The sequence below is a fragment of the Limimaricola sp. AA108-03 genome, from assembly GCF_050847355.1.
Classification (GTDB): Bacteria; Pseudomonadota; Alphaproteobacteria; order Rhodobacterales; family Rhodobacteraceae; genus Limimaricola.
In genome coordinates this window covers 183,574-207,501 of record NZ_CP193756.1, presented here as the reverse complement: position 1 = coordinate 207,501, position 23,928 = coordinate 183,574, and the positions used below count along the sequence as shown (strand labels likewise).

Genomic DNA, 23,928 nt, shown 5'->3' with positions numbered 1-23,928 from the left:
GTGATCTTAGGCCCAGACGTTGGGCAGCAGCGCGTTGGGGACGTTCTGGAAGCTCACGGGGCGCAGGAAGCGGCGGATCGCCATCGTGCCCACCGAGGTGCCCGAGAAGGTGGTCGCAGGGTAGGGGCCGCCGTGCACCATGGCATCACCGACTTCCACACCCGTGGGGAAGCCGTTGACCAGCAGACGTCCGGCCTTGCGTTCCAGAATGGTGACAAGCCGCTTGGCCACGTCGGTGTCGGCGTCGTCCATGTGCAGGGTGCAGGTCAACTGCCCGGCGAGCTCTTGGGCAAGCTGTTCCATCTCGTCCAGATCGGTGACACGTACGACGATGCCCAACGGCCCGAACACCTCATGGGACAGGTCGGGGTTCGCGCGCCAGTCCGCACCGGTGGTCACGAAAAGCGAGGGGGCGGCGGTGCGGCCGTCGCACTGTTTCGACAGGACGCTGCTCACAGCACCGGTGGCGACCACGGCATCCCGGCCGCTGCGGTAGGCCTCGGCGATTCCGTCGGTGAGCATGGTTTGGCCTTCGACCTTGTCCAGGGCCTTGGCGGCGGCCGCGATGAAGGCGTCGGCCTCGGGCCCGGCCAGCATCACGACCACACCGGGGCTGGTGCAGAACTGGCCCACGCCCATGGTCAGCGACCCGGCCCAGCCTTCGCCCAAGGCGGCGGCGCGGTCGGACATGGCGTTAGGCAGCAGGAACATCGGGTTCACGGAGCCGAGCTCGCCGAAGAAGGGGATCGGCTCGGGGCGGGCGGCGCAAAGGTCATAGAGCGCGCGGCCCCCGCGCAGGGAACCGGTGAAGCCCGCGGCCCGGATCAGGGGATGTTCCACGAGCGCCTTGCCAACTTCGAGCGAGCCGCCGTGAACCATCGAGAAAGTGCCCGGATGCAGGTCGCATTTCGCCACGGCGGCGGTGATCGCGTCGGCTACCAGCTCGGCGGTCGCGGGATGCGCTTCGTGGCCCTTCACGACCACAGGACAGCCCGCCGCCAGCGCCGAGGCGGTGTCGCCCCCGGCGGTGGAGAAGGCCAGCGGGAAGTTCGAGGCACCGAAGACCGCGACCGGGCCGATGGGACGCTGGATCAGCTTCAGATCCGGGCGCGGGAGTGGTTCGCGGTCGGGCAGCGCGGTGTCGTGCCGCCGGTCAAGGTAGTCGCCCTTGCGGATGTGCTCGGCGAACATGCGCAACTGGCCGATGGTGCGGCCGCGCTCACCCTCAAGCCGGGCGGTGGGCAGGCCGGTTTCGGCGTGGCCCATCTCGGTGATCTCGGCGCCGCGGGCGTCGATCTCGCCGGCGATGGTCTCAAGGAACCGGGCGCGGGTTTCGGAGCCGGTGTTGCCGTAGTCGACAAACGCCGCGTCAGCCGCGCGTACGGCGCGGTCGATCAGCGCGGAGTTGCCAGCGGCGAAGGACTGGCCCTCACCCGCGATGGGCGAGGAGGTGAACCGCGCGTCTGCGTCGACCTGTTCGCCTGCGATCAGGTGTTTGCCGTGGGGCGTATAGGTCATGTATCTCTCCTGTTAGGTCGGATTTTCGGGTGGCCCGGCGGGCCGATCGTCTCAGGTCACCACGAAGCCGTGCGCATAGGGGTCACGGTCGTCGATGAAAATGGTGTTGATGCCGGTCTGACGCGCCCAACCTCCGATGGAGGGGATGATCGCATCCCGGTCGCCCACCTTGGCGGCGGCTTCGACGCGCCCCTTGAACAGGCTGCCGATGATGCTTTCGTGGACGAAGTCATCCCCCACCGTCAATGAACCCCGCGCCGCCAGATGCGCCATGCGCGCCGAGGTGCCGGTGCCGCAGGGCGAGCGGTCGATCGCCTTGTCGCCATAAAACACCGCGTTTCGAGCATGGGCGTCGTCCCGCGTCGGCGCGCCGGTCCACAGGATGTGCGACAACCCGTTGATGGCGGGGTTTTCGGGGTGTTCGAACCTGTAGGCGTCGTTCAGGGCGCGGCGCAACTCGGGGCTGTAGCCCACGAGCTCCCCGGCGGTGTAATCGGCCATGTCGCGGAAATTCTCCTGCGGTTCCACGATGGCATAGAAATTGCCGCCATAGGCCACGTCGACGGTCACCTTGCCCAGACCCTCGACCTCGGCCTCGAGCCCTTCGGCATAGAGGAAGGCCGGCACATTGGTCAGGCGGACCTCTTCCACGAAGCGCCCTTCCTGCCGGTATTCGACGGTGACCAGACCGGCGGGCGTGTCAAGCCGCAGCTTGCCCGGCTCCCGCGGGGTGACAAGACCGTTTTCCAGCGCCATGGTGACGGTGCCAATGGTGCCGTGGCCGCACATGGGCAGGCAGCCCGAAGTTTCGATGAACAGCACCGCCACGTCGCAATCGTCGCGCGTGGGCGGATAGAGGATCGCGCCGGACATCATGTCGTGGCCGCGCGGCTCGAACATCAGGCCCGTGCGGATCCAGTCATAGTCGGCAAGGAAATGGGCGCGCTTCTCGATCATGTTGGCGCCCTCAAGACGGGGGCCGCCCCCCGCTACCAGTCGCACGGGGTTGCCACAAGTGTGGCCGTCGAAACAAGAAAAACTGTGGTTGGTCATGGTCTGTCTTTCAGAAAACGCTGTGGCGCGAATGGCGTCAGATCAAGGGCAGGGGGGCGTCCGGCGACCAGATCGGCCACCAGTTCGGCGGTGCCCGCCGATTGGGTCAGCCCCAGATGCCCATGCCCGAAGGTCAGCACCAGATCGGGGTGGCGCGGGGCCGCGCCGATCACCGGCAGGCTGTCGGGCATGGAGGGCCGGAACCCCATCCATTTCACGCCGCCCGTGGTGTCGAGCTCGGGCAGGAAATCGCGCGCCTTGTCGAGCAGGATCTGCGCCCGTTTCATGTTCGGAGGCAGGTCAAGCCCGCCCAGCTCGACCGCGCCGCCGACGCGCAGGCCGTCGCCGATGCGGGTCACGACGAAACCGTGGGACGAGAATGTCAGATGCGTCCGCAGGTCAAAGGCGCTGGCTGGCAATGTGGTGTTGTAGCCGCGCTCGGTCTCTAGCGGCAGCTTGAGGCCAAGGGGCCGCAGCAGGGTGTTGGACTGCGCCCCGGCGGCCAGCACGACCTTGTCGAACTGCGCCGTACCGTTGTCGTGCGTCACGGTCACGCCCGGCCCGCTGGTGTCGAGCCCGCGCACCGCCGCTTGCAGGATCTCGCCTCCACCCGCGACCACACGTTCGGCCAGGGTCTTGACCCAAAGCTCCGGATCGGTGGTGTTGAACCAGTCGGGGGTGAACACGGCCGAGGTGAACTGCGGATTGAGGCCGGGCTGCACCTCGCGGATTGCCTCGTGCGAGGTGAGGGTTTCAAAGCGGATGCCCACCGCGGCGCGTTCGTCCCAGCCGGGTTTGGCGGCGGCAAGTTGGCGCGGGCTGTCGTAAAGCTGAAGCTGGCCCTCGTGACGGATCAGATCATGCATGTCATGGGCCTCGAGCACCCGGTCGAGGGCCTGCGCCGAAAGTTGCATCATCGCGGTCTGGGCATCCCGTGCGGCGGCGTAGCGCTGCGGAGTCGAGGCCCCGGCAAACCGCAGCAGCCACGGCAGGAGTTTCAGCGCATAGGCCGGACGGATCGAAAGCGGGCCCAGAGGATCAAGCAGCCATTTCGGCGCTTGCTTCCAGATGCCCGGGATGGCCAGCGGGATGATGTCGGCAAAGGCAAAGGCTCCCGCGTTCCCCCGCGACGCACCCTGGGCCACCCCGTCGGGGTCGAATAGGGTGACGTGATGCCCGTCGCGCATCAGGGCCTGCGCGACGCTGACCCCGATCACTCCTGCACCGACAATCCCTATGCGCATGGGCCACCTCTCGTCCTCATTGCCTCACGTCTTATCGGTCCCGACTTTCTATGTCGACACAAATAATACATTTAGCAATTTCCCATGGGCTCGCATAAAACCGGCAGCGATACTGGTTTTGCACGGGACGGATTGATGAGCGCAGCGAGTAGCGTGAATGGAGCAAAAAGCAAGCACGGGCGCAAGCGAGGTTCCGGCGTCGCGGTGGTCTATGAGACCCTGCGGCGGGAGATCATTGATCTGACGCTGGCACCGGGCAGCCCCATCGACGAAGTGCAGCTTTCCGAACGGTTCGAAATGTCGCGCACCCCCGTGCGCGAGGCTCTGGTGCGGCTGGCGGCGGAAAACCTGATAACGATCCTGACCAACCGCGCCACGGTCGTCTCGCAGATCGATTTCGTCAACATGCCGGCCTTCTTCGATGCGCTGACGCTAATGTACCGTGTCACCACACGGGGGGCGGCGGAAAACCGGACAGAGGCCGATCTTGAAAAGATCCGTAAGCTGCAGGCCGCCTTCGCGCGCAGCGTCGACTCAAGCGACGCGCTCGAGATGATCTCGACCAACCGCGACTTTCATTATGGCATCGCCGAAGCGGGCCGGAACAAGTATTACATCAACCTGTTCGCCCAGTTGCTCGATGACGGGTTGCGCATCCTGCGGTTGTATTACTCGTCATTCAATGATGAATTGCCGCGCGAATACGTAACCGAACATGATGGCCTGATCGACGCGATCGCGCGGCAGGATGTAGAGGCGGCAGACGCCCTTGCCCTGGCCCATGCGGACCAGATCGTGAAACAAATCCAGTCCTACGTCGCCGCCGACCGTCGCACCAGTACCGGGCTGGCGCTTTAGAACGCCTGGTGAAACCTATTCCTGTCCCGCGGATTCTCTTGCCATGAGAGATGAGCTTGTGCCCGATGAGATGTGGGCGGTGGTGGCGTCGCTGCTGCCGGAAGAGACGCCGAAGCCGAAGGGGGGCGCCCTCGGATGCCGGACCGAGATGCGCTTCGGGGGATCGCGTTCGTGTTGCGGACCGGCATGCCCTGGGAGATGTTGTCGCGCGAGGTGTGAGGTGGTCCCCATTTCCTGGACAAGTTCGCGGCGCTGCTAAGCTTGCCTGTTGATCATGCCGCCGCTTTCAGGCCGAGGCCCGCATGGGCCTCGGCCGGTGTTCGTCCACCGAGCGCCGTGAGAGGCCGCTCAGTGTTGTAGAAATCGATCCACCTTCCGATACCCGCCCGGGCCGCCGAGCCGGTCTCGAACGCGTTCAGATAGGCGCAGTCGTATTTCAGGGACCGCCATAGGCGCTCGATCATGACGTTATCCATCCAGCGTCCACCGCCGTCCATCGAGATCTTCACCGTTGCGTCCAGCAAGAGTTGGGTGAAGCGCGGGCTGGTGAATTGGCTGCCTTGATCTGAGTTGAAGGTCTTCGGCAGCCCGTGGCGCTGCATCGCGTCCTCCGACGCCTCGATGCGGAACTCGACATCCATCGTGTTTGACAGCCGCCGGGACAGAACGCGGCGCGCCGCCCGATCCATGATCGCGACGAGATGAAGAAAGCCCCTTTGCCTCGCAGCAGGTAAGGCCATCTGCGGTGCTCCGGGTGGGGCACGGTGGTGCGTGGCCTCTGGTAGACCGCGCGTCGATCAGCTTCATCAGCGCGAGGTTCAGCGAGCTCTCCTCCTGTCTCAGCCCATACCAGGCCGAGCGGCTGATGCCGATCAACGCGCATTGTCGACTGACGGACAAGGCGGGGTGCCGAGGTTCGATCATCTCTCGCCTCCGGGCCACGCTCACCGGCCGGGGGCTTTGGCCAAAAAATCGCGCTCAACCACGCGCTGCCCGATCTTCGTGTGAAGTTTCTCGATCTGACGCTCCTTCTGGGCCGCGTGCGCTTCGGCCTTGCCAGAGAATATCCCGGCCATGCCCGCGAGCGCTTGGCGCTTCCAGGCATTGATTACCGTTTGATGCATGCCGTGCTTCGCCACCAGTTCTGCGACCGTCGCCTCACCCCGTATGGCCTCAAAGGCCACCTTCGCCTTGAACTCGGCGCTGTAGTTCTTCCGTTTGCCAGCCACGCTGTTCGTCCTCGTCATCCTTGGCGACAAGCCTGGCAGTGAGTCCGGATTTCGAGGACCCCCTCAAAGTCATCATCACTGCGATCGGACGAAAATTCGTCAATATCGCTAACGCTCTATGCAAAGCGCGCAAACCATGGGGCTTTCTAGGCGCCTGACGGAAACAGTTGCCAGGTCGACGTACCGGCAAAGCGACGAAACCCATTTCAGAACAGAAGCTTGGCAAGGGGGCCCGAAGTGGGGCGGCCTGTGTGGCAAGGGGTGCGGGCCAATCGTGATCGCGCCGCCGCCGCGTTAGGTTGACAGAATATGCGTCTCGTATAATCATTGTCGACAATAATAGCATAAAGGGAGAGAATTGTATGATCACGTCTTTCGACGGGGCACGCCGGGCGGCCTTTGCAAGCACAGCCGTAGCGCTGGTAATGGCCGGGGCGATGCCCGCCTTGGCCCAGGGACAGGATGGCGGCGTTCTGCGCATTCTCGGCTCCGGCGATCTGGGCCGGCTGGACCCGATGACCGTCGCCACCGTGATCGACAACAACTTCGTACGCGCCACGGCTCGCACCCTGATCAGCTACGAAAGCTCGATGGACGAAGACGCGCGCATCGCGCCCAAGGCCGACCTTGCGACCGAAGTGCCGGAGCCGTCCAACGACGGGCTGACCTACACCTTCACCCTGCGTGACGGCATCACTTGGGACGCGCCCGACGGCGCCCGCCCCATCGTCGCCGAAGATTTCGAACGCGGCCTCAAGCGGACCTGCAACCCCTTGCTCGGCACGCCGTTCCTGACCTACTACGTCTCGCTGATCGAAGGCATGGACACGTTCTGTGATGGCTTCGCCGAGGTCGAGCCGACTGTCGGGGCCATGAAGGACTACATCCAGAACAACGACATCTCCGGCATCGAGACCCCGGACGAGGACACAGTGGTGTTCAACCTGACCGAAGAGGCCGGTGACTTTATCTATATGCTCTCGCTCTCTGCAGCGGCGCCTGCGCCGGTAGAGGTTCTGGACTACCTGCCCGACAGCCCCGAATACCGCGAGAACTTCATCTCGTCCGGGCCTTACACATTGGCCGAGAATATCCCCGATGTGCAGACCCGTCTGGTCCGCAACCCCTCTTGGAATCCTGATAGCGACCCGCTGCGCGCAGGCTACGTGGACGAGATCGAGCTGACCTTCGGGCTTCAGGCCGATGCGGCGATCCAGCAGATCCAGGCCGGTGACGCCGATATGCTCTACGACATCCTTGTGCCGCCGGCGCTGATCCCGATGTTGCAGGCCACCGGCGACGACAAGCTGGTCGCGATCTCGACCGGGCGCACGGCCTTCATCTTCATCAACACCAAGTCCTCCAACGCGGATGGGGCACTGGCCGATCTGCGGGTGCGTCAGGCGCTCAACTATGCGATCAACAAGGCCGCCGTTGTGCAGCAGCTGGGCGGGCCCTTCGTGGCCGCACCCCAGAACGGGATCTTCGGACCCGGTCTGCTGGGCTATCACGATTTCGACCTCTACCCTTCCGAGGATGCCAAGGGCGATCCCGAAAAGGCCCGCGAACTGTTGGCCGAGGCGGGATATCCCGACGGGATCAGCCTGAAGATGCCGTTCCGCAACCTCAACAACGAAAGCGCCATCGCGCAGACGTTGCAGGCGAGCTTCGCCGAGGCCGGTATCGAGATCGAGCTGATCCCCGTCTCTGCTGCGGACTACTATTCCAAGTATATGACCAACCCGCAGAACACGACCGACGGCGCATGGGACATCGCCCCGGTGAGCTGGTCGCCCGACTGGGCCGGCGGGGCCGCGCGCTCGGTCTTCCAGCCGCAGTTTAGCTATGACGGCCGGCACCAGACCTACAACTACACGGACTACAACAACGATGAGGCGAACGCCCGCGCCAAGGAAGCGATCAACGCCACCTCTGTCGAAGAGGCCGCGCGCCTGTGGGGTGAGGTCGATGAGATCGTGATGGCCGACGCACCGGTGGCGCCGTTCATCTCGCAGAACGTGGTCGTCTATCACAGCGACGCGGTCGAGAATTTCGAGCCCTACGCCCTGGGCGCGAATGGTGACTGGACCAACGTCTGGCTCGATCGCTGATCTGCGCTGATCGACAGGGGCGCGCCGCAGGCTTTGTGGCGTGCCTCTTCTTCTTCCCCCTTCCCTCGAAGCAGCCCCAAGGACCCGCCATGCCGTTGATCGAGGCGCGCAACATCTCCATCCGCATTCCCACCGAAGACGGCGTCGTTCATGCGGCCCGCAACCTGTCCTTCACGGTCGAGGCCGGCAGCCTGTTCGGCATCGCCGGGGAAAGCGGATCGGGCAAGAGCGTCCTGATCCAGGCGATCATGGGGCTGTTGCCGCAGGCGGAGATCGAGGGCGAATGCCTGTTTCAGGGGCAGGACCTTCTGGCGATGTCGCAAGAAGAGTTGCGGGCCCTGCGCGGGCGCCAGATCGGCATGGTCTTTCAGGACCCGTTGTCGAGCCTGCACCCTTACTATAGTATCGGCCGCCAGATCACCGAGGTGATCCACACCCATGAGGACGTGTCGAACGCCGACGCACGGCGACGTGCGGCAGAGATGCTTGAAAAAGTCGGGATCGTGAATGCCGCCGCACGGCTCGACGATTTCCCGCACCAGTTTTCCGGCGGCATGCGTCAGCGCGTGATGATCGCCATGGCGCTGATCCTCGAACCGCCGCTGATCTTCGCCGATGAGCCGACAACTGCGCTGGACGTGACCGTGCAGGCGCAGATCATGGAATTGCTCAAGCGGATGTGCGACGAGCTTGGCGTGACCATCGTGATGATCACCCACGATCTGGGGCTGCTGTCTTCGGTCGCGGACCGGGTGATGATCCTTTATGCCGGCCACCGGTTGGAGCTCGGCCCCGCCAGCGCCGTGTTCGGCACGCCGACACATCCCTACACCCAAGGCTTGCTGCTGTCCTCGCCGGGCATTTCCGGCCCGGATGAGCCCTTGATGTCGATCCCCGGACGCCCGCCCAGCCTGCTGGCCACGCCCCGGGGCTGCATCTTCGCGCCGCGCTGCCCGCAGGCGCAAGAGATTTGCCGCACGCCACCGCCGGTGCGCGAATATGCCGACGGTAGCGCGGCACTTTGCCATTTCGAACCCGTGCCCCACGATATGGAGGCGCTGAGCCATGCGCACCGCGCCACCGATGCAACCAAGGCCGCTCCGCTGGTGTCGATCCGGGGGCTGACCAAGACCTACCGCATCGCGTCGGGCTTTGCGCGTACCCGTGAATTGCAGGTCATCAAGGGCATCGATCTGGACGTGATCCGGGGCGAAACGCTGGGTCTCGTGGGAGAATCCGGCTGCGGGAAATCCACCCTTGCGCGGATTGTCGCGGGCCTTGAGCCCGCCACCGGCGGCGAGGTGGATTTCGACGGCTCGCGCCTGTCCGACGTTTCGGGACAGGAGTGGCGCGAGTTGCGCAAACGGGTGCAGATCGTGTTTCAGGACCCCTATGGCTCGCTCAACCCGCGCCGCCGCGTGGGCGCGATCATCGGCGCGCCGCTGAAGATTCACGGGCTGGCGCAGGGGGGCGCGCTCAAGGACGAAGTACGGAGGCTCATGGGCCTCGTGGGGTTGAACCCGGAACACTACAACCGTTTCCCCAACGAGTTTTCCGGCGGCCAGCGGCAGCGCATCGGCATCGCACGCGCGCTGGCTCTCAAACCCGATCTGATGATCTTCGACGAACCTGTCTCGGCGCTCGATGTCTCGATCCAGGCGCAGATCCTCAACCTGATCCGCGAGCTGCAAGAGGAGCTGAACCTCACCAGCCTGTTCATTTCCCACGACCTGACCGTGGTGCGCCACATGTGCGACCGGATCGCGGTGATGAACGGTGGGCGGATCATCGAGCTGGAAGAGGCGGGCACGATCTTCGCCGCCCCGCGTAAGGATTACACCCGCACCCTGCTGGCGGCATCCCATGTACCGCCTCGTCCTGCCGCGCCCGACCATCGGGAGCTGATTGCAACCTTGCCACAACAGGGGGCCGTGTGATGGGACAGTTCCAGACCCGCAGCCGGAAAGCCGCCACCGAAGCCCAAACCGCCGAGGCCGAGGACGCGCCGGTGGTCGTGCAGCGCTCGTCGGCGTCGCTGACGTTCCGGCGACTGGCCCACGATCCGGCGAGCGTCATCGCCTTTATATTCATCATCGCGCTGGTGGTCTTTGCCGTGGGCGCGCCGCTGGTCGAAGCCTGGACCGGCCACGGGCCGATCGAGCAATACCGCGAAACCGCCTTGTCGCCGGTGGGCTTGCCCGTGGGGCCAAACGCCGAGTTCCTGCTGGGCGGGGACCAGCTGGGCCGCGACGTTCTAGTGCGCATCGCTTATGGCGCGCGGGTGTCGCTGCTGGTGGGTGTGCTTGCCTCGCTTCTGGCGGCGACCATTGGCGTCACCGTGGGCATGCTCGCTGGCTACTTCGACGGTTGGGTCGACGTGGTGCTGGGCCGGCTGATGGATCTGGTGATGTCCGTGCCGTTTCTGCTGTGCGCGCTGGCGCTGGTGTCGGTGTTCGGGCCGTCCTTGCCACTGTCGGTCTCGGTCATCGTGTTCTTCAGCTGGACGACCATCGGCCGTGTGATCCGCGCAGAGACGACATCCCTCGTGCGGCGGGAGTTCGTGCAGGCGAGCCGGTCGCTCGGTGCGGGTCACGGCTACATCCTGCTGCGGGACATTCTGCCGAACCTCGCGCTCACGATCATCATCTATACGACCATGCTGATCCCGAATGCGATCGTGTTCGAGGCGACGCTGTCCTATCTGGGGATGGGCATCGTGCCACCGACACCGTCTTGGGGCGGCATGCTGGCCGAGGCGGGCGCGAACTCGATCTATCTGGTGGCGTGGTGGCTGGTGGTTTTCCCCGGTCTGGCGCTGCTGGCCTCCACACTGGCGTTCAACATTCTGGGCGACGGGTTGCGCGATGCGCTGGACCCGTCCGCACGCGGCCGCGCGGTGCTGCGCAAGAAGAAATTGACGAAGGGATAAGACATGATTGTGTTTCTTATCAAACGGTTGACCTTCGGTGTGTTCGTTCTGTTGTCGCTCAGCCTGTTCGTCTTCTTCCTGTTCTTCGTGGCCCCCGGCGATCCGGCCCGCGTTGTGGCGGGCGACAAGGCCCCTGAGGCACAGCTGCAGCAGGTGCGCGAGAATCTCGGTCTTGATCGGCCGATGCCCGAACAATATCTGCGTTTCGTGACCCGCGCCGCCCAAGGTGATCTGGGCTTTTCCTATCGCAATCGACAGCCGGTCACCGATCTGATCGTGCGGCGGATTCCGGTCACCGTGTCGCTGGTGTTTGGCGGCGTGCTGTTCTGGCTGGCGCTGGGGGTGCCCATCGGCATCATCTCGGCGCGCAATCCAGGCACGTGGAAGGACAGGCTGGGACAGGTCTTCATCCTGCTGGGCCTGTCGTTTCCGACCTTCGTTCTGGGGATGCTGGCCCTTTATACGCTGTATTTCCTGCCGCGCACCGCAGGTTTCACCCTGTTCCCGCCGGGGGGCTACGCGCCGTTTCTGGAGAACCCCGCCAAATGGGCCTGGCATCTGGCCCTGCCCTGGACCACGCTGGCGCTGGTCGTGGCGGCAATCTATGCGCGCCTGACGCGGGGCCAGCTTCTGCAGGTGCTCGGCGAGGATTACATCCGCACCGCCCGCGCCAAGGGCCTGACCGAACGGCGGGTCGTCTATCGCCACGGGATGCGCGCGACGCTGACGCCACTGGTCACGCAACTGGGGGCCGATATCGCGGTGCTTCTGGGCGGGGTGATCGTCATCGAACAGGTGTTCGGCCTGCAGGGGGTCGGCGCGCTGGCCGTGCAGGCGGTGCAGAACCAGGACCGGCCGATCATCATCGGCGTGGTCATGCTGGGCGGGCTGTTCATCGTCACAACCAACCTGATCGTTGATCTGCTTTATGCAGCGCTTGATCCGCGGGTCAGGTAAATTTCACTTTCATTACAGGCAGGCAAACCGATGCAACGAATTCCCGGCTATGACACGCGCGACCGGATGGTCGATGTTCGCCTGGACTGGGACAAGCCCGACGGCCCGACGATCGAGGTCTTCGCGCGTGAGGTGACGGCCCCGGGCCGGATGCAGGAGGATCTGCCGGTGCTGGTGTTCCTGCAAGGCGGGCCGGGGGGCAAATCCCCGCGCCCCAACCGCGGCCCGGCCTGGCTTGATGTGGCCACGAGGCGCCATCGCGTGCTGTTGCTGGACCAGCGCGGCACAGGCCGGTCAACCCCCGTGCAGGGCCGTCAGTTCGCCGCCATGGGGGCCGAAGAGGGCGCGGATTACCTGTCGTGCCTGCGGGCAGATAGCGTGGTGAAGGACTGCGAGCACATCCGCAAGACGCTGTTTGACGGCAAGCCGTGGTTCACGCTGGGACAAAGTTACGGCGGGTTCTTGACCCTGTCCTATCTGTCCCACGCGCCCGAGGGGCTGGCGGGCTGTTACGTCACCGGCGGTCTGGCGGGAGTCAAGGCCGATGCAGCGACGATCTATCGCCACACCTATCCCCGCGTGGCCCACAAGAACGCGCTCTATTTCAACCGCTACCCCGGCGATCGCGCCAAAGTGGACCGGCTGGCCGACCGGCTGGCGCAGGGGGATGTGCGCTTGCCCGATGGGGACGTGCTGACCGTGCGGCGGCTGCAATACCTCGGGATGGAGCTGGGCACCGTCGAGGGGTTTGAGACGTTGCACTGGCTGCTGGATGAAGCCTTTGCCGCCGATGGCGAAGTGTCGGACAGTTTCCTGGGCGCGGTGCGCGGCATGACCGCCTTTGACGACAACCCCCTGTTTGCCGCGATCCACGAAGGGATCTACGGGCAGGGCGGCGCGCGTACTGGCTGGGCCGCCGAACAGCTGCTGTCCGAATTCCCGGCTTTCGCCGACGACGCCCGCCCGCTGCTGTTCACCGGAGAGATGATCTATCCGTGGATGTTCGACGACATCCGCGCGCTGCGGCCTTTCAAACCGGCCGCTGAAGCGCTGGCGCAGCGGCCGCTGGATGCGCCGCTTTACGATCATGCCCGTCTGGCCGAAAACGCGGTTCCGGTCTGGGCGGCGGTCTATGCCGACGACATGTATGTGGACATGAGCCTGTCCATGCAGACCGCCCGTGACGTGGGCAACGTGCGGGTCTGGCTGACCAACGAATACGAACACAACGGATTGCGTCACACCGGTCGCGTTCTGGAGCATCTCTTTGCGATGGAGGACTCCCTCGATGGACATGCATACCTTGGTTGATCACGGCACCCGCCTTGCCGGCCTGCGCGACTGGATCGCGGGGCAGGGGCTGGACGGCGTGATCCTGACCAGCGCCGATGCCTTCCAAAACGAGGACGCGCCAGAACATGATCGCGACATTGCCTGGCTCACCGGCTTTACCGGCACGCTCGCCCATGCGCTGGTGATGGCCGAGGGCGCGGTGTTTCTGGTCGACGGGCGCTACGGCATTCAGGCGACGCAGCAGGTGGACGGGGCCGACTGGACCTTCGGTCACATCCATGACGCGCCGCTGGGGGACTGGCTGCGTGACCGCGCCGCAGCCCGCAACATCGGCTATGATCCGATGCGGTGGAGCGTGGCGCAGATGGAGAGGCTGCGCGACAAGGCTGGGACGGCGACGCTGACACCCTGCGACGACCCCTTCGATGCAATCTGGAGCGATCGGCCCGCGATGCCGCAAGCTCCGCTGCGCGCGATGCCAGAGGCGGAAGCGGGCCGCAGTGCCGGCGACAAGCTGCAATGGGTGGCGCAGGCGTTGGACGGGCTTGGCGCCGGGGTCTGGGTCGAAACGCGGCCCGACAACATCGCTTGGCTGTTCAACATGCGCGGGGGCGACGTGGCGATGAACCCGCTGCCCCTGTCCTTTGCCGCCATCACCGCCGAGGGCGCGGCCCATTGGTTCATCGACCCGTTCAAGTGCAAGGACATCCGGCCCGAGGGTGTGATCCTCCACCCCATCGAGGTCTTTATTCCCTGGCTGAAGGATCAGACCGTGGCCTGCGCCTTCGACCCCGCCTTCACGCCGGACGCGGTCGAACAGGCCTTGGGTGAGAGCCGTCATGCGAAGGGCCTCGTGACCATCGAAAAGGCGCTGAAGACCCGGGCGGAACTCGACGGGTTCCGCCGGGCGCATCTGGACGACGCCGTGGCCATGGCGCATTTCGGCCACTGGCTGTCAGAGGTGATGAGCGGGGAGGACTGGCCGGATGAATCCGCTGCCGCCGCCCAGCTCGAAAGCTTCCGCGCCCGATCGGACGCGTATCAGGAGCCGAGCTTTGTCACCATCGCCGCGACCGGCGGCAATGCGGCGATGTGCCATTACCACCCGCCTGCACAGGGCTCGGCCCGTCTGTCGCGCGACGCCGTCTTCCTGTGCGATTCCGGCGGTCAATACGCCGGCGGCACCACCGATGTGACGCGGACCTATGCCTTCGCCCCGGTGGGCGACGAGGTGCGCCGCATCGCCACGGCGGTCCTGCGCGGGTTCATCGCCCTGTCGCGGGCGCAATTCCCCGACGGGACGATGCCGCACCAGATCGACGCGCTGGCACGGGCGCCGCTGTGGGACATGGGGCTGGATTACGATCACGGCACCGGTCACAACGTCGGTCACAATCTACTGGTGCATGAACACCCCCACCGGATCGGACAAAAACCCAACCCGTTCCCGCTTCGATCGGGCCATGTTCTGACCCTTGAACCGGGGTTCTACGAGGCGGACGTCTGGGGCATTCGCGTGGAAAATCAGGTCGGAGTGGTCGCACGGGATGCGGGCTTTATCGGATTCGATCCGATGACGCTGGTGCCGATTGACCTCGGTCTCTATGACCTCGACGCCCTGGACGCCGGAGAGCGGGGCTGGATCGACAGCTATCACGCGCGGGTGCGTGAGGCTGTTGCACCGCTCCTGTCCGGAGCGGTGCGGGACTGGTTGATCGCGGCGACGGCACCACTGGATCAGCGCGCGCCCCAGCTGTCCGAGAGCCGGTAGCCGCGCGGCCAGGGATCATCGGGATCCAGCATGTGCTGATGGGTCCCGGTGATCCAGCCCCGGCCCGAGATTTCGGGGCGAATGCCGGTCCGGTCGCCGATTTTTGCATCGCCCAAGATACGGCCAGAAAAGGTCGAGCCGATCAGCGATTCCGCCGTTAGCCTGTCGTCCGGCCCCATTTTCCCCCGCGCCGACAAAAGCGCCATACGCGCCGAGAGCGCCGTGCCCGTGGGGGAGCGGTCAACCTTGCCGGGGCGGATCGCCACCGCCTGACGGCTGCGCATTCCGTTCTCGTCGTGACCCATCGGACCGGCGAACAGGCAGAAGGAATAGTGGTTCCAGTCCGGGTTCGTCGGGTGGCGGAAGGGCAGGGCCTTGGTTGCGGCCTCGGTGATCTTCACGCCCATGCAGGCAATCTTGTGCGCCTCCTCCTCGACCAGCGACAGGCCAAGCGCTTCGGCGTCCACGACCACGAAGCTGTCTCCGCCATAGGCGGTGTCGACGGTCAGCGTGCCGATGCCCTCGACCTCGAGCGTGGCATCAAGCCGGTCTGCATAGCTGGGCAGGTTCTCGACAAAAATGCGCTGCGCCTTGCCGCCGGAACATTCCGCGCGGACCTGAACCAGACCGCCCGGCGCCTCGAGCACCATTTCCGTCACCGGCTCCTGCATCGGCACCAGCCCGCTGTCGAGCAGCACAGTGGAGACGCAGATGCTGTTGGAGCCGGACATCGGCGGCGTGTCCTCTGGTTCCATGATGATAAAAGCCGCATCGGCGCGGGGGTCCTTGGGCGGCACCAGAAGGTTCACGTGCCGGAAGACACCGCCGCGCGGTTCATTGAGGACGAAGTCGCGCAGCGTGCCGTCCCGTTCGATCCGGCGGGATTGCTCCCAGATCGTGTCGCCGGGCGGCGGGGCCACGCCGCCGACGATGACATCGCCGACTTCGCCTTCCGCATGGGCGGATATGATATGAACGATCTTGCTGCTGCGCATGGGTCCTCCGACTAAAGCCCGCGGACCGGCAAGGTTGTGCCAGTCCTGTCGAACAAGACCCTAGGATGGCACCCGAATGTTGTCGACATAAAAAATACTAGCTTGCTGAATGACCCCCGCCTGCCTATCCAGTTCACGAAGTATCCCAAGGGTAAAGGAGGGTCGGATGTCTTATGAGTTGGTTTCGGTCGCGGCGTTGACCGAGCGGGTCGAAGCGATTTTCGTCACGGGCGGGTTTTCGGCGGATCACGCGGCCGCCCTTGGCCGGGCGATCGTCGCGGGAGAGCGGGACGGGTGCAAGTCCCACGGCATCTACCGCATCGCGGGCTGTCTGCGTACGCTGGAAGCGGGCAAGGTCGTGCCCGACGCCGATCCGGAGGTGGCAGAACCGGACGGGGTCATCATCCGGGTGGACGCCAAGGGCGGGTTCTCGAACCTTGCGTTCGCGCGCGGGCTTCCGGTGCTGGCCGAGCAGGTGCGCAAAAGCGGTTTGGCCGCGCTGGTGATCAACGACTGCGTGCATTTCGCGGCGCTCTGGCCCGAGATCGAGGACATCACCGCCGAAGGGCTGGCAGGGATGGCCATGTGCCCCAGCTACGCCACCGTCGCGCCGGTCGGCGGCACCGAGCCCTTGCTCGGCACGAACCCCTTCGCCTTCGGCTGGCCGCGCGAAGGCAAGAGCCCTTACGTTTTCGACTTCGCCACCAGCGTCGTCGCCCGGGGCGAGATCGAGCTTTATCGCCGCGCCGGCAATCCCCTGCCCGAAGGCTGGGCGTTGGACGCCGACGGCCAGCCCACCACCAGCCCCGAAGCCGCACTGGACGGGGCGATGCTGCCCTTCGGCGGGTACAAGGGGTCGGCGATCTCGACGATGATCGAATTGCTGGCAGGCGCATTGATCGGGGATTTTACCTCGGACAAGGCGCTGGAGTGGCTCGGCACGACGACGATCGCCCCCCGCCATGGTGAGCTTATCCTCGCCTTCGATCCCGAGCGTTTCGCAGGGGGCCGCGCCGATCCGCGCGCGACGGCAGAAGCCTTTATCGGCGCGATCGAAGGGCAGGGCGCGCGCCTGCCCGGCCAGCGCCGTTTCGCCGCCCGGGCCGAAGCCCTGCGCGACGGGATTCCCCTGACCAAGGCCGAGCTGGACGAACTCGACCGGCTGGAAAAAGAAGGCGCGGCTCAAGCGGCCACGCCTCGTTGATCGTTTCTTGAACAAGATCGGACCAGACACCCGCAGGGGTGTCCGGTTTTCGCATCAGGCCGCTTTGGACCACTCGGCATACCATGTCTTGAACAGGTCATACTGGACGTCGGCAAAGGCGCGCTGCGCATCGCTCAGCTCATCGGTCTCATTGAAATGCAGGCGGTATTCCTCGTTCCCGTCGCGCACCATCAGGTGCTTGTAGTAGAGCACGAGGTCGCCTTCCTCGTCGAACTTGGACAAGACATAAAGCGCCTGCTCAAGCTCTTGCGCGCGGCGGCGGGCGTCCACGTCACCCTTGGCGGCTTTCTGCGACAGCTCGACCAGATGCAGCACTTCCTTGGGCAGCACATTGCCGATCCCGGTGATCGCACCAGTCGCGCCGCAATTGACGAAGCCGTGGAACACGGTGGTGTCGACGCCGACCATCAGCGTCACGTCGGGGTTGCCGCTCGAGATATGCTCGGCCGCATAGGTGAGGGCCGCCTTGCCGCCGAATTCCTTGAAACCAACGAGGTTCGGGTGCTCGCTCTTGAGGGCAAAGAATAGGTCCGCGCCGGTGGAGAAGCCGTAGTGGGGCGAGTTGTAGATCACCGCTGGCAGGTCGGGGGCGGCAGACAGGATCGCCTTGAAGTGCGCCTTTTGTGCAGGGATCGACGCGCCGCGCGACATCACGCGGGGAATCAGCATCAGACCGGCCGCGCCGACGCGGGCGGCGTGGGCGGCGTGTTCGGCGGCAATCCTGGTGTTCACGGCACCGGTGCCGACGACAACCTTGAGGCCCGCCTTCACCAGGGCTTCCACGCCCTGCATGCGTTGCTCGTCGGTCAGCAGGGGCCAGTCGCCCATGGAGCCGCAATAGACGACAGCGGACATGCCTGCATCCACAAGCTCACGCCCCTTGCGGACGAGCGCATCGATATCGGGGGTGCGATCCTCTTTGCAGGGGGTCATCAGTGCTGGCATGGTGCCAGTGAAAACAGCATTGTCCATCCGTCATTCCTTTATTCTACGGCATCGCCTCAATAATCCGTCCCCGTTTACGGGGCCACGGCATCGGGTTCCGGTTCACATAAGCCTGTTGCATACTCAATGTCGACAAAAAAATCGGACGAAGTATTTTATCTGTGCGCGGCCGCGGTGTTGATGCGCCCGGGGTCGGGTCTCGGATCATCCTAGTGAATCTTCCGCGTGCGGGCGGCCAGCAGCAGATAGGCCAGCGGCCCGAGCACCGCCGACACGAGAGAGGTCTTCACGAAATCGCCGCGCATCGCCTCGACCGGGGCATTGCCGTTCATTCCCATGACCGACATCAGCACGTCATTCCCATGACCGACATCAGCACGGCGACGCTCAGGATCAGCATGCCCGCCATCGCGCCGGTTTGCAGCACCATCCGGAAGCCGAAGAAACAGGTCAGCCACATCGCCCCCACATAGACCACGGGCATCGGGCGCAACTGTTCGACGCACCACGTCATGACATAGACAAGCAGGATCATCACCACCGGCGCTGCGAGCATCCGCGCCGGGTTGAACGTCCCGCGCTGCGCCACGATCAGCCCCACGGGCAAGGCGGCAATGATCGGCGGTAGCGCCGGGTTGAGGATCGGGATCGTCGCAAAGGTCAGCGCCAGACACACCGCGTACAGCGGATCCTCGGAGAGAACGGAGCGCGGGGTGACATACATCGCGGCGGCCTAGGCGATCGGGTTGCCGGTGCCGCTGCCATAGTCGACCGCATGCACCTTGCCGCCGACGCGCACCGCGTCGGACAAATTCTCCATCCCGCCGGCCAGCTCGATCCGCACGGGGATCTGCCACGCCGGTTCGAACCAGCGGTTCGCGGGCTGGTTCACCACCAGACCGCCCTGGACATTGCGGCCCGGATTGATGCCCCAGGCGATGCTCTCGACCCGGCCCTCGAAGATCCGCCCCGGCAGCGCGTCGAACAGAAGATGCGCAGGGTCGCCCGGATCGACCTGCTGCAGCTGGTTCTCGCGCAGATCCACCGTGATCCAGGCGGCGCCGGAGTCGATGAAGGTCAGGGCGGGTTTCCCGGCGCCGATATACTGCCCCTCCGACAGGGTGACATTGGTGACCATGCCCAGATGCGGCGCGCGCATGATGGTCGAGGCCAGATCATACTGCGCGCGCTCTAACTGCGCCTGCGCCGCGACCAGAGACGCGCATGACGCGCTGATATTCTGCGCTGTCGTGGTAAGGTTGGCTTCGGCCTGAGCCGGAACAAGCTCGAGGGGGCGGGGGTCGAGTTCGAACAGCACCTCGCCCGCTTCGACCACCGCGTCGTCGGCCACCACGACCCGGGTGATTTCGCCGGGCAGGCGGGCGCCATCGGTCGCTGAGCGCATGGATCACGATCAGCACAAGCAGCAGAAGGACGACCACAAGGGCGATCTTGCCCGCCGGATTGCTGGCTGGCGTCTCGGCGGGGTCGACGGGGTCGGGGCCTGGGGGCGGCGGCGGCCTTGCTGTCCGAGGCGCGCGTTCAAGGTGAATGTCCCGCGCCGCCGAGGAAGATGTGCGCCACGCGGTCGCCTGCGCCAAGGCCGAACGCCGGAAAGCCGAAAATGCGGCAGTCTTGGAAAGCTCCAACTTCTACGTCGAAGCCCACGACGCGCCCCTGGCGCGGTTCCGCCCGTTCTGATGACGCGGTTCGATGTATTCGCCAATCCGGTGCTCCAGGTGGAGGGCGAGCCGGTCGTCTCGGTCGCACAATTCATCGCCGCCGTGCCCGTCACGATCCTCAGCCAGCCGGTCGCCCGTTTCGACGCGGCGCCTGAGGCCATCTCCTATGCTTTGGACATGCTGACCTAAGGCTTCTAGCGGCCGAACAGCGAGAAACGGGGCTGAAATCGCTTTGCGGTCCTGCTGAACCGGCAAGCGGAACATCCTGCCCCTGGTGTTGTGCAAATGTGGTCCGCTCAACGCAGTCATCGGCGTTGACTATGTGGCGAAGGAAGGAATGGACCAAGGCACGCCAAGGGAATGGCGTGCCCCGGGGCTTAACCCTGGTGGCCGTAAACCTCACGCGCGCGCTCTGGCGTCAGGTATTCGTCACGGATGTCCCGCGCGAGGTCTTCGGCGCTGCGTTTCGCCGGGTCCCCGAAGCCACCGCCGTTGCCGGTCACGACGCGGATCACATCGTCGGTGTTCACTTCGACATTGGTCGCAAAAGCATGTCGTTCGGAGCTGCCATCGGTGCGCAGAACCTCGACGTAGTTGCACGAGCCATCATGCCCGCCATTGACACCCCACGGCGGAATGCGCGAGCGGGTGTAGCCCACCGACAGGAAATTGTTGTCGGCCCGGACGCGGTAATGCACGTCGATCCCTTTTCCGCCCCGCCATTGGCCCTCACCTCCCAGTTCGGGGTTGAGCGCGACCTGATCCACGGTCAGCCCATAGCGAGCTTCGGCCACTTCTGCGGGGCAGTTGAAGGTTTCGCCATGGAACCCCGAGAACTGGCCGGAGGGACCGTCGTTCCCCTGCCAGGCCCCCCAGCCGCCGACCTGGGGTTCGACGATGGTGTAATGCCGCCCGGTGTCTGGGTGGGGGCCGCCCACTACGGTGCCGCAGATCGACGCGAAGTTGCCCGCGGGCACGACGCCGGGAAAATGGTGGGCCAGGGCACGCAGCAGCATGTCGAAGAGCCGGATCTCGACCTCGGAATAATAGCCCAATGCCCCGGGTTCCTGAACGTGGAAGATGGTGCCTGGCGTGGTCTTGACCGTGAGCGGGCGGAAAAAGCCACCATTGCCCGGCGCGTCCGGATCGGTGAAGGACTTGAACGCCAGTTGCACGGCAATCTCGGTTCCCTCGCGCGAGGAGTTGGAAGAGCCGGCCTGCGCCGGATTGTCCGTGAGATCGACAAGAAATTCATCCTTGCTGATGGTGATCTCGACCTTGTGGATCTGGCCCGAGTCCTGCTCTTCCTCGAAGCTGTAGGTGCCTTCAGGCAGTGTCTTGAGCGCGGCGCGGGCGCGGGTTTCGCCGAAGTCCATGAAATCGGCAATCGCGGCTTCGAAGATATCGGTGCCGTATTTTTCAATGATCTCGAGGACGCGACGTTCGCCGATCCGCAAGCCCGCGATGCCGGCCCAAAGATCCCCCCGCAGGTAATCGGGCAGCCGCGTGTTGACATAAAGAATGTCAAACACCGACTTGTTTTCCTCGCCCCTGTCGAACAGCTTCACTGCCGGAATGCGCACGCCTTCCTGGAAGATTTCGGTGGCATCCGACGACATGGACCCCGGCACCATGCCGCCCACGTCGTTCCAGTGGGCGATATTGGCGACCCAAGCGACCAGACGACCTTCGGAGAAGACCGGAGAGGCCAGAACCATATCGTTGAGGTGGCTGACGCCGCCGTAATAGGGATCGTTGGTTGCAAAAAGGTCACCGGGGCGGATGTCGTCCAGCGGAAACTTCTGCAGGATGCCGTGGATGGCCTTGTCGAGAACGCCGATGAACGCGGGAATGCCCGCCCCCGAGGCCGCGATTTCGCCCTTGGCATCTAGGATCGACGTCGAAAGGTCGAGCACCTCGTAGATGATCGCGCTCATCGAGGTTTTCACCTGGGCGACGAACATCTCGTCTGCCACGGCCTGAATTCCGTTCTGGATGATGTCGAAGGTGACGGGATCATGGGTGAACGTATCTTGCTTTGTCATGGGTCAGCTCCGCGTTTCGATATGGATGTTGCCGAAATCGTCGATCGACACGGTGTTGCCGGGATGAACCACCACCGTCGTGCCGGGATCTTCGATGATGGCCGGGCCTGCAAAGGTCATGCCGGGTTCGAGCTTCTCGCCGTTGTAGATGGTGGCGACATGGGTGCCCTCGGTGGCATAATCGACCTCACGCTCGCCCTTCATCGCATCGGCCAGGGCAGCGCCGCTTTTGGGAAGGGGCACGATTTCCAGTTTGCCGACCTCGCTTGCGGCGATCAGATGGATGCCGGTGATCTCGACGGCCGCGTCCAGCGTGTAGGTGTATTCGCGTTTGTAACGGACGTGGAACTCGGCAACCATTTTCTGCAACGTCTCGACGGTCACCGGGCCGGCCGGGATCGGAACCTCGACGCCGAATTCCTGGTTCTGGTAGCGGCAGCGGATCAGCGGTGACAGCTGCACGGCATCCCGCGCCACTCCTTCGCGCCCCAGCTCTTCGCGGGCCAGCTCCATCGTGTGATGCAGCAGGTTATCCAGAGCCTCATGGTCGTCGGCGTCCTGAAGCTTGGTCACGAAATAATCGCGCCGCAGGTCCGACATCATCATGCCCCACGCCGAGAAGACGGGCGCGCCGCGGGGCACGACCACCTTCTTGACGCCCAGTTCCTGGCCCAAGGCCACACCGTGCATCGGTCCGCCGCCGCCAAAGACGACAAGGGTGAAGTCGCGCGGGTCATAGCCGCGGTTCACGGAGACGAGCTTGAGCGCGTTGACCATGTTAGAGTTGGCGATGCGCACGATGCCGCGCGCGGCTTCGGCGGGGCTGACGCCAAGCTCGCCGGAAAGTTTCTCGAAACCTCTTTCCATAGCGGCCATGTCCGCTTCGACGGTGCCCCCGCAGAAGTAGTCCTTGTTGATCCGGCCAAGGGCAAGATTCGCGTCCGTCGTTGTCACGTTCTCGCCGCCGCGCCCGTATGAGGCCGGCCCGGGCGAGGCGCCGGCGGATTGCGGACCCACGTGCATCTTGCCGAAATCATCCACCCAAGCGATCGAACCGCCCCCGTTGCCGATCTCGACCAGGTCGACCACCGGCACCATGATCGGATAGCCGGCGGACTTGCCGTTGCGCTCGATCCAGTAGTCGGTCTTGATCTTGACCTGATGCTTTTCGATAAGCGAGCATTTCGCCGTGGTGCCGCCGATATCCAGCGCCAGAATGTTCGGCTCTCCGATGATGCGGCCCAGCTCTGCCGCGCCCCAGAAGCCCGAGGCCGGACCGCTTTCGACCATGGTGATTGGCACCGCTTTCGTCGCCTCGAGCGAGTCAACGCCGCAGTTGGACTGCATGATATAAAGCCGGCCCTTGTAGCCTCCTTCGGTCAGCCCGGTTTCGAGCTTCTCAAGATAGCGCTGCGCCTTGGGCTGGACGAAGGCCGACAGGATCGTGGTGTTGGTGCGCTCATACTCGCGCCATTCGCGGGTGATCTGGTGCGAGGCGACCACCGCGACCTCGGGCCAGCGCTTTGCCACCTCTTGGGCAAGGGCTTCTTCATGGGCGGTGTTGGTATAGGCGTGCAGCAGGCAGATGGCGACCGCCTCGATCCCTTCGGCGCGGAACAGATCAAGGGTTTCATCCAGCCCGTCGAATGACAGGGGCGTGACCTCATTGCCTTGATAATCCATGCGGCCGACGATCTCGCGCCGCAGGTAACGTGGCACGAAGGGCGTGGGCTTCTTGTACATCAGGTTGAAGAAGTCGGGCCGGTTGCCACGTCCGATTTCCAGTACGTCGCGGAAGCCCCTGGTGGTGATCAGGCCGACCTTGGCACCCTTGCGCTCGGTTAGCGCGTTAATCACGACGGTGGTGCCGTGGGTGAACATGTCGACCGCATCGACATCGACCGCGCCCCGCTCGAGCACGTTGAGGACGCCCTGCTCGAAGTTCGGCGGCGTGGTGTCGGATTTCGCGGTGCGCACGGTCTGCACGCCGGTCAAGGTGTCGGTTTCGAAATAGACCAGATCGGTAAAGGTTCCGCCGACGTCGGTCGACACACGGGTGACGGTATTGTCCAT

The 23,928-nt window shown here is 64.6% G+C and carries 20 protein-coding genes and 2 pseudogenes; 11 read left to right on the top strand and 11 right to left on the bottom strand.

Annotation, left to right across the window (positions count from 1 at the left end; all coding sequences use genetic code 11):
• Positions 1-6: 6 nt before the first annotated feature.
• The 3 genes from ACRAQ3_RS16680 to ACRAQ3_RS16670 are packed head-to-tail and all read right to left on the bottom strand — an operon-like array spanning position 7 to position 3,815.
• Entirely contained in the window at positions 7-1,518 is a 1,512-nt protein-coding gene (locus ACRAQ3_RS16680) for an aldehyde dehydrogenase (NADP(+)) (protein WP_432256356.1), read from the bottom strand.
• A 51-nt stretch (positions 1,519-1,569) separates the two neighbouring features.
• Entirely contained in the window at positions 1,570-2,571 is a 1,002-nt protein-coding gene (locus ACRAQ3_RS16675; protein ID WP_432256355.1) for a 4-hydroxyproline epimerase, read from the bottom strand.
• A complete protein-coding gene (locus ACRAQ3_RS16670) occupies positions 2,568-3,815 on the bottom strand; it encodes an NAD(P)/FAD-dependent oxidoreductase (RefSeq protein ID WP_432256354.1) in 1,248 nt (415 codons plus the stop codon). Before ACRAQ3_RS16670 ends, ACRAQ3_RS16675 begins: the two co-directional genes overlap by 4 nt.
• Positions 3,816-3,950: 135 nt before the next feature.
• Here ACRAQ3_RS16670 and ACRAQ3_RS16665 point away from each other — a divergent pair, with 135 nt between their 5' ends.
• Together ACRAQ3_RS16665 and ACRAQ3_RS16660 are read left to right on the top strand one after the other, a co-directional pair.
• Entirely contained in the window at positions 3,951-4,673 is a 723-nt protein-coding gene (locus ACRAQ3_RS16665; protein ID WP_099275773.1) for a GntR family transcriptional regulator, read from the top strand.
• Positions 4,674-4,716: 43 nt separating this feature from the next.
• Positions 4,717-4,883 (top strand): annotated as a pseudogene (locus ACRAQ3_RS16660) (transposase); the annotation flags it as partial.
• Between the two features lie 62 nt (positions 4,884-4,945).
• Here the strand turns inward: ACRAQ3_RS16660 and ACRAQ3_RS16655 are convergent.
• Positions 4,946-5,902, bottom strand: a pseudogene (locus ACRAQ3_RS16655) (integrase core domain-containing protein).
• 362 nt (positions 5,903-6,264) lie between these two features.
• On the opposite strand from ACRAQ3_RS16655, the gene ACRAQ3_RS16650 reads away from it, so the two are divergent.
• The 6 genes from ACRAQ3_RS16650 (at position 6,265) to ACRAQ3_RS16625 (ending at position 14,963) form a co-directional block, all read left to right on the top strand.
• Positions 6,265-8,013, top strand: a complete 1,749-nt coding sequence (locus tag ACRAQ3_RS16650) for an ABC transporter substrate-binding protein (RefSeq protein ID WP_432256353.1) — start codon at positions 6,265-6,267, stop codon at positions 8,011-8,013.
• Between the two features lie 89 nt (positions 8,014-8,102).
• Positions 8,103-9,950, top strand: a complete 1,848-nt coding sequence (locus tag ACRAQ3_RS16645; RefSeq protein ID WP_432256352.1) for a dipeptide ABC transporter ATP-binding protein — start codon at positions 8,103-8,105, stop codon at positions 9,948-9,950.
• Positions 9,950-10,942 (top strand): ABC transporter permease, encoded by a 993-nt coding sequence (locus ACRAQ3_RS16640; RefSeq protein ID WP_432256351.1) that lies wholly within the window; start codon positions 9,950-9,952, stop codon positions 10,940-10,942. The genes ACRAQ3_RS16645 and ACRAQ3_RS16640 overlap by 1 nt, the downstream gene beginning before the upstream one ends.
• A 3-nt stretch (positions 10,943-10,945) precedes the next feature.
• The gene (locus tag ACRAQ3_RS16635) at positions 10,946-11,899 is read left to right on the top strand and encodes an ABC transporter permease (RefSeq protein WP_432256350.1); all 954 of its coding nucleotides are present in this window, start codon (positions 10,946-10,948) and stop codon (positions 11,897-11,899) included.
• A gap of 30 nt (positions 11,900-11,929) precedes the next feature.
• A complete protein-coding gene (locus tag ACRAQ3_RS16630) occupies positions 11,930-13,210 on the top strand; it encodes an alpha/beta fold hydrolase (RefSeq protein WP_432256349.1) in 1,281 nt (426 codons plus the stop codon).
• Positions 13,188-14,963 (top strand): aminopeptidase P family protein, encoded by a 1,776-nt coding sequence (locus tag ACRAQ3_RS16625; RefSeq protein WP_432256348.1) that lies wholly within the window; start codon positions 13,188-13,190, stop codon positions 14,961-14,963. The genes ACRAQ3_RS16630 and ACRAQ3_RS16625 overlap by 23 nt, the downstream gene beginning before the upstream one ends.
• Here ACRAQ3_RS16625 and ACRAQ3_RS16620 read toward each other — a convergent pair.
• On the bottom strand, positions 14,930-15,958 hold the full coding sequence (locus ACRAQ3_RS16620; RefSeq protein WP_432256347.1) for a trans-3-hydroxy-L-proline dehydratase: 1,029 nt from the start codon (positions 15,956-15,958) through the stop codon (positions 14,930-14,932). The genes ACRAQ3_RS16625 and ACRAQ3_RS16620 overlap by 34 nt on opposite strands.
• A 166-nt stretch (positions 15,959-16,124) precedes the next feature.
• On the opposite strand from ACRAQ3_RS16620, the gene ACRAQ3_RS16615 reads away from it, so the two are divergent.
• Positions 16,125-17,162: an Ldh family oxidoreductase gene (locus tag ACRAQ3_RS16615; protein WP_432256572.1), complete on the top strand. Its 1,038-nt coding sequence runs from the start codon at positions 16,125-16,127 to the stop codon at positions 17,160-17,162.
• Between the two features lie 54 nt (positions 17,163-17,216).
• On the opposite strand, the gene ACRAQ3_RS16610 is transcribed toward ACRAQ3_RS16615, so the two are convergent.
• The 4 genes from ACRAQ3_RS16610 to ACRAQ3_RS16595 form a co-directional block, all read right to left on the bottom strand.
• Positions 17,217-18,155, bottom strand: coding sequence for a dihydrodipicolinate synthase family protein (locus tag ACRAQ3_RS16610; RefSeq protein ID WP_432256346.1), 939 nt, complete (start codon positions 18,153-18,155; stop codon positions 17,217-17,219).
• A gap of 182 nt (positions 18,156-18,337) precedes the next feature.
• Positions 18,338-18,475 carry a hypothetical protein gene (locus tag ACRAQ3_RS16605; RefSeq protein WP_432256345.1) on the bottom strand — a complete coding sequence of 46 codons (138 nt, stop codon included), beginning with the start codon at positions 18,473-18,475 and terminating at the stop codon, positions 18,338-18,340.
• Positions 18,475-18,852, bottom strand: a complete 378-nt coding sequence (locus tag ACRAQ3_RS16600) for a hypothetical protein (RefSeq protein ID WP_432256344.1) — start codon at positions 18,850-18,852, stop codon at positions 18,475-18,477. The genes ACRAQ3_RS16605 and ACRAQ3_RS16600 overlap by 1 nt, the downstream gene beginning before the upstream one ends.
• A gap of 9 nt (positions 18,853-18,861) precedes the next feature.
• Positions 18,862-19,533: an HlyD family secretion protein gene (locus ACRAQ3_RS16595; protein ID WP_432256343.1), complete on the bottom strand. Its 672-nt coding sequence runs from the start codon at positions 19,531-19,533 to the stop codon at positions 18,862-18,864.
• Between the two features lie 146 nt (positions 19,534-19,679).
• On the opposite strand from ACRAQ3_RS16595, the gene ACRAQ3_RS16590 reads away from it, so the two are divergent.
• On the top strand, positions 19,680-19,829 hold the full coding sequence (locus ACRAQ3_RS16590) for a type II toxin-antitoxin system CcdA family antitoxin (RefSeq protein WP_432256342.1): 150 nt from the start codon (positions 19,680-19,682) through the stop codon (positions 19,827-19,829).
• The gene (locus tag ACRAQ3_RS16585; protein ID WP_432256341.1) at positions 19,829-19,999 is read left to right on the top strand and encodes a CcdB family protein; all 171 of its coding nucleotides are present in this window, start codon (positions 19,829-19,831) and stop codon (positions 19,997-19,999) included. The genes ACRAQ3_RS16590 and ACRAQ3_RS16585 overlap by 1 nt, the downstream gene beginning before the upstream one ends.
• Positions 20,000-20,187: 188 nt before the next feature.
• Here ACRAQ3_RS16585 and ACRAQ3_RS16580 read toward each other — a convergent pair whose 3' ends face one another.
• A complete protein-coding gene (locus ACRAQ3_RS16580) occupies positions 20,188-21,855 on the bottom strand; it encodes a hydantoinase B/oxoprolinase family protein (protein ID WP_432256340.1) in 1,668 nt (555 codons plus the stop codon).
• Between the two features lie 3 nt (positions 21,856-21,858).
• Positions 21,859-23,928, bottom strand: coding sequence for a hydantoinase/oxoprolinase family protein (locus tag ACRAQ3_RS16575; RefSeq protein ID WP_432256571.1), 2,070 nt, complete (start codon positions 23,926-23,928; stop codon positions 21,859-21,861).

Coding starts and splice junctions, on each gene's coding strand:
- ACRAQ3_RS16680 (WP_432256356.1), bottom strand. CDS start 1,518: ATGACCTATACGCCCCACGGCAAACACCTGATCGCAGGCGAACAGGTC.
- ACRAQ3_RS16675 (WP_432256355.1), bottom strand. CDS start 2,571: ATGACCAACCACAGTTTTTCTTGTTTCGACGGCCACACTTGTGGCAAC.
- ACRAQ3_RS16670 (WP_432256354.1), bottom strand. CDS start 3,815: ATGCGCATAGGGATTGTCGGTGCAGGAGTGATCGGGGTCAGCGTCGCG.
- ACRAQ3_RS16665 (WP_099275773.1), top strand. CDS start 3,951: ATGAGCGCAGCGAGTAGCGTGAATGGAGCAAAAAGCAAGCACGGGCGC.
- ACRAQ3_RS16650 (WP_432256353.1), top strand. CDS start 6,265: ATGATCACGTCTTTCGACGGGGCACGCCGGGCGGCCTTTGCAAGCACA.
- ACRAQ3_RS16645 (WP_432256352.1), top strand. CDS start 8,103: ATGCCGTTGATCGAGGCGCGCAACATCTCCATCCGCATTCCCACCGAA.
- ACRAQ3_RS16640 (WP_432256351.1), top strand. CDS start 9,950: ATGGGACAGTTCCAGACCCGCAGCCGGAAAGCCGCCACCGAAGCCCAA.
- ACRAQ3_RS16635 (WP_432256350.1), top strand. CDS start 10,946: ATGATTGTGTTTCTTATCAAACGGTTGACCTTCGGTGTGTTCGTTCTG.
- ACRAQ3_RS16630 (WP_432256349.1), top strand. CDS start 11,930: ATGCAACGAATTCCCGGCTATGACACGCGCGACCGGATGGTCGATGTT.
- ACRAQ3_RS16625 (WP_432256348.1), top strand. CDS start 13,188: ATGGACATGCATACCTTGGTTGATCACGGCACCCGCCTTGCCGGCCTG.
- ACRAQ3_RS16620 (WP_432256347.1), bottom strand. CDS start 15,958: ATGCGCAGCAGCAAGATCGTTCATATCATATCCGCCCATGCGGAAGGC.
- ACRAQ3_RS16615 (WP_432256572.1), top strand. CDS start 16,125: ATGTCTTATGAGTTGGTTTCGGTCGCGGCGTTGACCGAGCGGGTCGAA.
- ACRAQ3_RS16610 (WP_432256346.1), bottom strand. CDS start 18,155: ATGGACAATGCTGTTTTCACTGGCACCATGCCAGCACTGATGACCCCC.
- ACRAQ3_RS16605 (WP_432256345.1), bottom strand. CDS start 18,475: ATGTCGGTCATGGGAATGAACGGCAATGCCCCGGTCGAGGCGATGCGC.
- ACRAQ3_RS16600 (WP_432256344.1), bottom strand. CDS start 18,852: ATGTATGTCACCCCGCGCTCCGTTCTCTCCGAGGATCCGCTGTACGCG.
- ACRAQ3_RS16595 (WP_432256343.1), bottom strand. CDS start 19,533: ATGCGCTCAGCGACCGATGGCGCCCGCCTGCCCGGCGAAATCACCCGG.
- ACRAQ3_RS16590 (WP_432256342.1), top strand. CDS start 19,680: ATGTCCCGCGCCGCCGAGGAAGATGTGCGCCACGCGGTCGCCTGCGCC.
- ACRAQ3_RS16585 (WP_432256341.1), top strand. CDS start 19,829: ATGACGCGGTTCGATGTATTCGCCAATCCGGTGCTCCAGGTGGAGGGC.
- ACRAQ3_RS16580 (WP_432256340.1), bottom strand. CDS start 21,855: ATGACAAAGCAAGATACGTTCACCCATGATCCCGTCACCTTCGACATC.
- ACRAQ3_RS16575 (WP_432256571.1), bottom strand. CDS start 23,928: ATGGACAATACCGTCACCCGTGTGTCGACCGACGTCGGCGGAACCTTT.